The 7,697-nt window shown below is 75.2% G+C and carries 9 protein-coding genes; 1 reads left to right on the top strand and 8 read right to left on the bottom strand.

Annotated features, from left to right (window positions below):
* Window positions 1-404, top strand: a 404-nt coding sequence (locus KS423_RS32325) for a PP2C family protein-serine/threonine phosphatase (RefSeq protein ID WP_224283315.1), incomplete at its 5' end; no start/stop codon positions are given.
* Window positions 405-510: 106 nt separating this feature from the next.
* Here KS423_RS32325 and KS423_RS32320 read toward each other — a convergent pair.
* From KS423_RS32320 to KS423_RS32285, 8 genes are all read right to left on the bottom strand, one after another.
* Window positions 511-864, bottom strand: a complete 354-nt coding sequence (locus KS423_RS32320) for a DUF2516 family protein (protein ID WP_224283314.1) — start codon at window positions 862-864, stop codon at window positions 511-513.
* A 117-nt stretch (window positions 865-981) separates the two neighbouring features.
* Window positions 982-1,497 carry a hypothetical protein gene (locus KS423_RS32315; RefSeq protein WP_224283313.1) on the bottom strand — a complete coding sequence of 172 codons (516 nt, stop codon included), beginning with the start codon at window positions 1,495-1,497 and terminating at the stop codon, window positions 982-984.
* 2 nt (window positions 1,498-1,499) lie between these two features.
* Complete coding sequence (locus KS423_RS32310) at window positions 1,500-1,907, bottom strand: helix-turn-helix domain-containing protein (protein WP_224283312.1); 408 nt, start codon at window positions 1,905-1,907, stop codon at window positions 1,500-1,502.
* Between the two features lie 91 nt (window positions 1,908-1,998).
* Window positions 1,999-2,802: an alpha/beta fold hydrolase gene (locus KS423_RS32305; protein ID WP_224283311.1), complete on the bottom strand. Its 804-nt coding sequence runs from the start codon at window positions 2,800-2,802 to the stop codon at window positions 1,999-2,001.
* A 63-nt stretch (window positions 2,803-2,865) separates the two neighbouring features.
* Window positions 2,866-3,963, bottom strand: coding sequence for a MerR family transcriptional regulator (locus tag KS423_RS32300; protein ID WP_224283310.1), 1,098 nt, complete (start codon window positions 3,961-3,963; stop codon window positions 2,866-2,868).
* Between the two features lie 34 nt (window positions 3,964-3,997).
* Window positions 3,998-4,864 (bottom strand): RNA polymerase sigma-70 factor, encoded by an 867-nt coding sequence (locus tag KS423_RS32295; RefSeq protein ID WP_263455457.1) that lies wholly within the window; start codon window positions 4,862-4,864, stop codon window positions 3,998-4,000.
* A 108-nt stretch (window positions 4,865-4,972) separates the two neighbouring features.
* The gene (locus tag KS423_RS32290) at window positions 4,973-5,191 is read right to left on the bottom strand and encodes a hypothetical protein (RefSeq protein ID WP_224283308.1); all 219 of its coding nucleotides are present in this window, start codon (window positions 5,189-5,191) and stop codon (window positions 4,973-4,975) included.
* Window positions 5,188-7,697: DEAD/DEAH box helicase (locus tag KS423_RS32285; RefSeq protein WP_224283307.1), on the bottom strand; the 2,510-nt coding region annotated here is incomplete at its 5' end. The genes KS423_RS32290 and KS423_RS32285, both read right to left, overlap by 4 nt.

The raw sequence follows: 7,697 nt of genomic DNA, 5'->3' as shown, positions 1-7,697 counted from the left end.
GGGCCCGGCTCTACCTCGCCGGGCACCCGGCGCCGCTGCTGCTCGGCCGGGACCACGGGCCGATCACCCTGCCCGCCGACCTCGCCGGGCCCGCGCTCGGCCTGTTGCCGTGCCACGACGGGCAGGCCGCCTGGCCCGCCCACGAGGTCGAACTTCCGGCCGGCTGGCGGCTGTTGCTCTACACCGACGGACTGATCGAGGGCCGGGTCGGGGCCGGGTCGCGCCGGCTGGGCCAGGACGGGCTCGCGGACCTGGTCGGCGACCACCAGGCCGCCGGGCTGACCCGGGGGCGGCTGGTCGACAGCGCCATCGCCGAGGTCGAGGAGCTGAACGGCGGCGCGCTGACCGACGACGTCGCGGTGCTGCTGCTGGAGCGCAACCCGGTGCAGCTGATCCTGGGCTGACGGACGCACGGGCGAATACGTCGGCGAGCACGCGGGCGGGCGGACAACGCGGCGGCCCGGGTGGGTGAACTCCCCGCCCGGGCCGCCGCGTTGTCCGCTGCCGTTCCTACCAGGGGCCGTACGGCCCGGTGTTGCTCCGACCGCCCCGGCCGCCACCGCCGCCGGTCAGCGCCCGGATCGCCGGGCGGACGTCCACCACGTAGACGATCGAGGCGACCAGGCCGGCCAGGGTGCCGATGCCGGTGAAGAAGTTCACCCCGAACAGGAAGTCCCAGCCGAAGGAGATCGCCAGGATCGCCACCCAGAAGCCCTTGGTCTTCTTGTCGGCCGCCCGGTAGGCGTCCTCCCGGCGGGTGGCCGCGTCGGCCAGGGCGAACAGCTTGTAGGCGAGGATGGCGACCGTCGCCCACCAGATCGGGTTCAGGTAGGAAAAGGCCAGAATCTGAAACACTCCGACCATCTCGATCTCCTCTGCTCTCGACTCCGGCGCTGCGCCCGCCGTCCATCCTGGCACGACGACCGTCCGCAACGAGGCCAACGTCCCACGGTCACCGGATGTGCCCCGAGGCACACGGGCTCACTCCGCGGCGTCGGCGGCATCCCTGCGGGCCTTGGCGGACTTCTTCGGAGCGGACTCGGCGTCGCCCTCCGCCGCCGGCTCGGCCTCGACGGGTTCCGCGGCCAGCTCGGGCCTGTCGGTCTCGTCCGACGCGCCCGGGCGGGCCCTGTCCACCACGACCTTGCCGCGCTCGGCCAGCTCGTCGTACGTCTCCCTGGCCTTCACCGCCAGCTCGACCGCGCGGGCCACCTGCTGCATGGCGAAGCCCTGGGCCCGCTCCTGCAGGACCTTGAGGTCGGTGGGCAGGGTGGTGACCGTCTCGGTGACCTTGGCCTGCGCCCCGGTCAGCAGCGACTGCGCCTCCTGGAGCCTGGCGGTGGCCCTCTCCTGCGCGCCCTTGCGGTCCGCCGCCAGCGCCTCGACCCGGCCCGGCACCTCGCACAGCTTCTCGTACGCGAGGTCTCCGGCGCCGGCCAGGGCGTACAGCGGGGTCGGGTCGCTGAGGGTCTTCTTGATCTCGTCGGTGATGGGCATGGTTACCGGTCCTCCCGGTGGGTGTTCGGGGTGGCTGGGCCGCCGGTCGTCGCCCCGGAGGCCGACGCGGCGTTCTCCTTGAGGAAGGCGTCGTAGACCGCGAGCAGCGCCTGCTTCTGCTGCTCGTTGATCAGTGGATCGGCCAGGATCGAGGCCCGTAGCTCCAGGCCCTCGCCCCGCCGCTCCTCCAGGATCCCGGCCTGGACGTACAGCGTCTCCGCCGAGATCCGCAGCGCCTTGGCGATCTGCTGGAGGATCTCCGCGCTCGGCTTGCGCAGCCCGCGCTCGATCTGGCTGAGGTACGGGTTGGACACGCCGGCGGCCTCCGCCAGCTGCCGCAGCGAGTACTGGGCGTTCCGGCGCTGTTCGCGGATGTACTCGCCCAGCGAGCCGACGTTCAGTGAGGCCATGCGGACAGCCTGCAACACCCTGCTTGCAAATGCAAGCAGGGTGCTAGCGGCAGCAAACGCGTCGGGCGGGCGGGGCTCGGCAGGCGGGTGATCAGGCCAGATGACGGAGGAGGAGCTCGGTGAGCCGTTCGGCGGAACGCAGCGGGAGGTAGTGGTCGGCGTCCGGGACGAGGTGGCTGCGCGCGTCGGGGATGTCGGCGGCGAGCCGCCGGGCGATGACCGCGATCTCCGGGTGGTCACGGTCGCCGTGGACGACCAGGGTGGGCGCGGTGACGGTGCCGAGGAGCGGCTCGGCCGCCCGGGCCGGGGCGCCTGCGAGGTGGCGCTCGCTGACGATCCGGCGGGCCGCGTTCTCCTCGACCATCGCCGCGATCAGCTCGCCGCCCGGTGCGTCGCGGCCCATGGCGGCCCAGACGGAGAGTTCCAGCTCGGCCAGGGCCGCCGCGTCGCCGCGCCGCCGGGCCTCGGCGTAGGCGGTGGTCTCCGGGGACGGCGGCCAGTCGTGGCCGCTGACCGAGGCGCCGACCAGGCCGAGCGCGGCGACCCGGCCGGGGTGGGCGAGGGCGAAGTCCAGCGCGGTCTCCCCGCCCATGCTCAGGCCGACCAGCGCGGCGCTGCGCAGACCGAAGTGGTCCAGTACGGCGCCCAGGTCCGCGACGTCGTCGAAGGCCTGCTCCGGCGCGCTGGAGCGGCCGAGGCCGCGGGCGTCGTAGCGGATCACGTCGTGGTGCCGGGAGAGCGCCGGGGCGACGGCGTCCCACAGCCGGGAGTCCATGCCGGAGCCGTGCAGCAGCACCACCGGGCTGCCGGTGCCGCGGCGCTCCGCCCACAGCAGGCCGCCGCCGGGGGCGGGGACGTGGACCTCGGCGGCGGGGGGATCGGTGTGCAGGCTCATCCGGTGATCCTTCCAGAGGCCACGCCGGGCCCGGTCGGCCGGGCCCGGCGGGCCTCTGGTCGCTCATGCGGACTCGGGCAGCCGGATCGGCATCAGGACGGAGAAGGTGCCCGCCCGGCCGGGGGTGCGGACGGCCAGCGGGGCGATCGGGCCGCCGAGTTCGAGGAGCAGCTGTTCGGGCCGCCCGGCGTCGAGGGCGTCGAGCAGGAAGTCCCGGTTGACGGCCAGCCGGTAGCCCTCGGGGGCCGGGTCGTCGGCGACCGTCAGGAGGCCGTCCCCGGTCACGGTCAGGACGGTGACCTCGCAGTCGGCGCCGTCCGGGCCGGAGGGCAGGGTGCGGGTGGTGCCGCTCTCCACTGCGGCGCGCAGTTCGGCGGCGGGCAGGGTGATCCGGTGCTCCGGTTCGAGCCGGGTGACGGCCCGGTGGTCGGGGTAGTCGACGTCCGGGGCGGCGCCCTCGATCCGGTGCTCCCCGGCCTCGGCCCGGACCAGTCCGCCGCCGAGGGTGAGTGCCACCTCTGCCGCCCCCGCGCCGAGCAGCGCGCGCAGCGCGTCCACCAGCGCGGTCGGGACGACCGTGCCGGCCACCGGCCGCTCGGGCGTGTCGCCGGCGGCGGGCACCTCGGCGAGGGCCATCCGGTAGCGGTCGGTGGCGACCAGGCGCAGTACCGGTCCGTCCGGCTCGAAGAGCACGCCGGCGAGCGAGGGCAGCTCCGGGTCCGCGCAGACCGCGAAGCGGACCGCGTCCAGGGCGGCCGCGAGGTCCTCGGCCGGGACGGTGAGCCGGAGTCCGGCAGGGGTGGTGGTCATCGGCTGCTCCCTCTGGTCGATCATCGTGTGGATCAGGGAGAGCTCGCGGCGGGCGTCGGCGAGGCCGTCCTCCAGCCGGCGCAGGTGCGCGTCGAGCACCTGCCGGGCCTCGCCGCTGCCGGGTGCGGCACCGAGCACGGCCCGGATGCCTGCCAGCGGCAGGCCGACCCGGCGCAGCCGGGCCAGCAGCCGGGCGTCGGCGAGCTGGACCGGCCGGTACCAGCGGTAGCCGGTCTGCGGGTCGACCCAGGCGGGGGTGAGCACCTCGGCGCCGTCGTAGTAGCGCAGGGTGCCGACGCCCAGACCGCTGGCGCGGGCCAGTTCGCCGATGCTGTGCAGCTCGCTCTCCATGCCGGTGACTCTGCGGGCTCGACCTGGTCGAGGGTCAAGCCGGGTCGGCGAGGTGGGCCAGCTTGTGCGGGTTGCGGACAGCGCGGATCTCGGAGATCCGCACGGTGCCGTCGGGCTGCTCGGCGAAGTCGAACACCGAGACGGAGTCGACCGCTCCGTCCACGGTGATCAGCACGCCGGGCTCGCCGTTGACCAGGACCGGACGGGCACCGGCCCCCTCGCCGAGTCGGCGGAGCACCCCGAGGACGAAGCGGGCGACGTTCTCGGCGCCGGTGACCGGCCGCAGCGCGGCGCGGATCACCCCGCCGCCGTCCGTCCAGCCGGTGACGTCGGGCGCGAGCAGTTCCAGCATCCGGTTGAGGTCGCCGCCGACGCAGGCCGCCAGGAACTCGTCGGTGGCCCGGCGGCGCAGCTCGGGCGGAGCGTCGTAGCGCGGCCGGCGGGCGCGCACGTGCGCCCGGGCCCGGCTGCCGACCTGGCGGCAGGCGGCCTCGGTGCGGTCCAGGGCCTCGGCGATCTCCCGGTAGGAGAAGCCGAAGGCCTCCTTGAGCACGAACACCGCCCGCTCCAACGGCGACAGGCTCTCCAGCACCACCAGCAGGGCGACCGAGACGGTCTCGGCCCGCTCGACGCCGTCGGTCGCGTCCGGCTCGGTGACCAGCGGCTCGGGCAGCCAGGGGCCGACGTAGGACTCGCGGCGGACGGCGGCCGAGTCCAGCTTGTTGAGCGCGAGGTTGGTGACCGTACGGGCCAGGAAGCCGCCGGGGCCGGCGACCGGGCCGGTGACGCCGCTCCAGCGCAGCCAGGTGTCCTGGACCAGGTCCTCGGCGTCGGCGACGCTGCCGAGCATCCGGTAGGCGATGCCGAAGACCATCCGCCGGTGCTGCTCGAAGTCGGCCAGCCTGGGGTCGGTCGGTCGGGTGTCGTCGGCCTGCGCGGCCCCGCTGGTCGGCCCGGTCCCGTGGGTGTCGGTCACCCGCGCGACGCTACCGCACGGTAGCCACCGCGCTCAGCTCCGGAAGGCCTCGTAGGCGGGGGCGAGCACGGCGGCGAGGTCGCGGCCGTGCACGGTGATGCCGGAGCGTCCGAGGCGGCGCAGCGAGGGCTCGTCCGGGCCGTCCTCCTCGGGCGGGGCGGGGTGCAGGGTGAAGTCGCCGCGCCAGTAGGCGGCGACGTTGACCACGGGCGGCTTCGGTTCGTCGGTCAGCGGTTTCGGTTCACCGGTCATGCGTCCTCCTCGGCCACGGCGTCCTCCCGGGTGAGGGCGACCAGTTCGCGCAGCGCCTCGACCGGCAGGTCGGTGAGCCAGCGCTCACCCTCGCCCACCACCGTCCGGGCCAACGAGCGTTTGGCGGCGAGGAGTTCGTCGATCCTCTCCTCGACGGTGCCGACGCAGACCAGCCGGCGGACCTGGACGTCCCGGCGCTGGCCGATCCGGAAGGCGCGGTCGGTGGCCTGCTCCTCGACCGCCGGGTTCCACCAGCGGTCCAGGTGGATCACCTGGTTGGCGGCGGTCAGGTTGAGGCCGGTGCCGCCGGCCCGCAGCGAGAGCAGGAACACCCGTGGCCCGTCCGGGGACTGGAAGCGTTCGACCAGTTCCTCGCGGCGCGCCCGGGGCAGGCCGCCGTGCAGGTGGAGCACCTCCTCGCCGAGCCGGCGCTCCAGGTACGGTCGGAGCATCGTGCCGAACTCGGCGTACTGGGTGAAGACCAGCGTCCGGTCACCCTCGGCCAGCGCCTCCTCCAGCAGTTCGGCCAGCCGGGCGACCTTCCCCGAACGCCCGCCCACCGCCGAGCCGTCGTGCAGCAGTTGGGCCGGGTGGTTGCAGACCTGCTTGAGCTTGCCGATCGCAGCCAGCACCGTGCCGCGCCGCTCCACGCCCCGGATGCCCTCGACCCGCCGCAGGAGGTCGGCGACCACGGCCTGGTAGAGGCCGGCCTGCTCGGCGGTGAGGTTGCACCAGACGGTCATCTCCTGCTTGGCGGGCAGCTCGGCCGCCACCGCCGGGTCGGACTTGACCCGGCGGAGCACGAACGGCGCGGTGCGGCGCCGGAGTTCGGCGGTGCGCTCGGGGCTTCGGTGCAGCTCGACCGGGATCGCGTAGCGTTCCTTGAAGCGCTCGGCCGGCCCGAGCAGGCCGGGGTTGGCGAAGTCCAGGACGGCGTGCAGTTCGGCGAGCCGGTTCTCCACCGGGGTGCCGGTGAGCGCGATCCGGTGCCGGGAGACGGGCAGCGCGCGGATCGCCCGGGACTGCGCGGTGCCGGTGTTCTTGATGTGCTGGGCCTCGTCGGCGACCACCCGGCGCCAGCGGATCGCGCGCAGGGCGGCGAGGTCCCGCTGGACCAGCCCGTAGGTGGTGATGACCAGGTCCACGCCCCTTACCGCTGCAGCGAGTTGCTCCGCGCCGAGGCGGCCGGCTCCGTGGTGGACGTACCGCCGCAGGCCGGGGGCGAAGCGCTCGGCCTCGCGCTGCCAGTTGCCGACCAGGGACATCGGGCAGACCAGCAGGGTGGGGCCGGTGGCGCCCTCGGAGCGTTCGGAACCCTTCTCGGGCCCCTCCTCGGAGATCTTCTCAGCGCCCTTCGCGGAGCTCTCCTCGGCGGCCTTCTCGGAGGCGAGCAGGGCGAGGGTCTGGACGGTCTTGCCGAGGCCCATGTCATCGGCCAGCACGGCGCCGAGGCCGAGCCCGGACATGGTCCGCAGCCAGGCCAGTCCGCGCTCCTGGTACGGGCGCAGCACGGCCCGGAAGTCCGGCGGCAGTTCCGGTGCCGGGGCGGCGCCGGACTGCCCGGCGAGCAGCTCGCCGAGCGGACCGTCCGCGCGCACCGAGGTGACCGGCAGCCCGGCGACCGTCGCCTCCGGGTCGAGGGCGAGCCGCAGCAGCTCGGTGGCGGCGAGCACGCCGTCGCGCCGGTCGGCGAGGAAGGCGAGCGCGGCGGCGATCTGCGCCGGGTCGGCCTCCAGCCAGGTGCCGCGCACCCGGACCAACTCCTGCTTGGCAGAGGCGAGTTCGGCCAGATCCTGCTCGGTGAGCGGATCCCCCTCCGGGCCGAGCGCGGCCTGCCAGCGGAAGGCGACCACGGCATCCCGGTCCACCTGGCTGGTGACCGCGAGCGAGCCGGGCGCGGGCGGGGTGGTGGCGCGCAGGGCGAGCCCGAGCCGGGGACGGCGGCGCCACCAGGCGGGCAGCAGCACCCCGAAGCCGCCCTCGGCGAGGGCGGGCGCGGCGGTGCGCAGGAAGTCCAGTGCGCCGGCCCGGTCCAGCGGCAGGACGGACGGGCGGGAGCGGTGGCGCAGCCCGTCCAGGGCGGGCCACCGGTGGGCGGCGCGGGCGAGTTCGGCGACCAGGACGTCGACCGGGTCGTCGGCCTTGCGGGCGAGCGCGGCATGGGCGGCGCCGCCCTCGTGCAGGTCGGCGGCGCGGACCAGCAGGGAGGGCTCGTCCACGGCCTGGAGCAGGAACTCCAGCTGCCAGGCGTCGTCGGAGGGGCGCCCCTGCGGGTCGTCCGGGTCGGGGCCGAGCGGCTCGACCAGACGGAAGCAGAGCCGCAGCGCCGGGTCGACGGGCTCGGCGGCGGCGTACCAGGCGCCGAGCCGGCGGCGCAGTTCGGCGACCTCCTCGGGCGGGGCGCCGTCGATCCCGCCGTCGGGGGTGCCGAGGGCGTGCAGCCAGCGCTCGGCGACGGTCCCGGCCTCTCCGGGCGGCGGGAAGGGGGTGTCCGCCAGTGCGGCAC

Origin of the sequence: Streptomyces sp. LS1784, from assembly GCF_020103755.1 — a bacterium.
In the GTDB taxonomy this organism is placed as follows: domain Bacteria; phylum Actinomycetota; class Actinomycetes; order Streptomycetales; family Streptomycetaceae; genus Kitasatospora.
The sequence above is the reverse complement of the archived record's forward strand: the minus strand, read 5'-3'. Positions and strand labels throughout refer to the sequence as shown.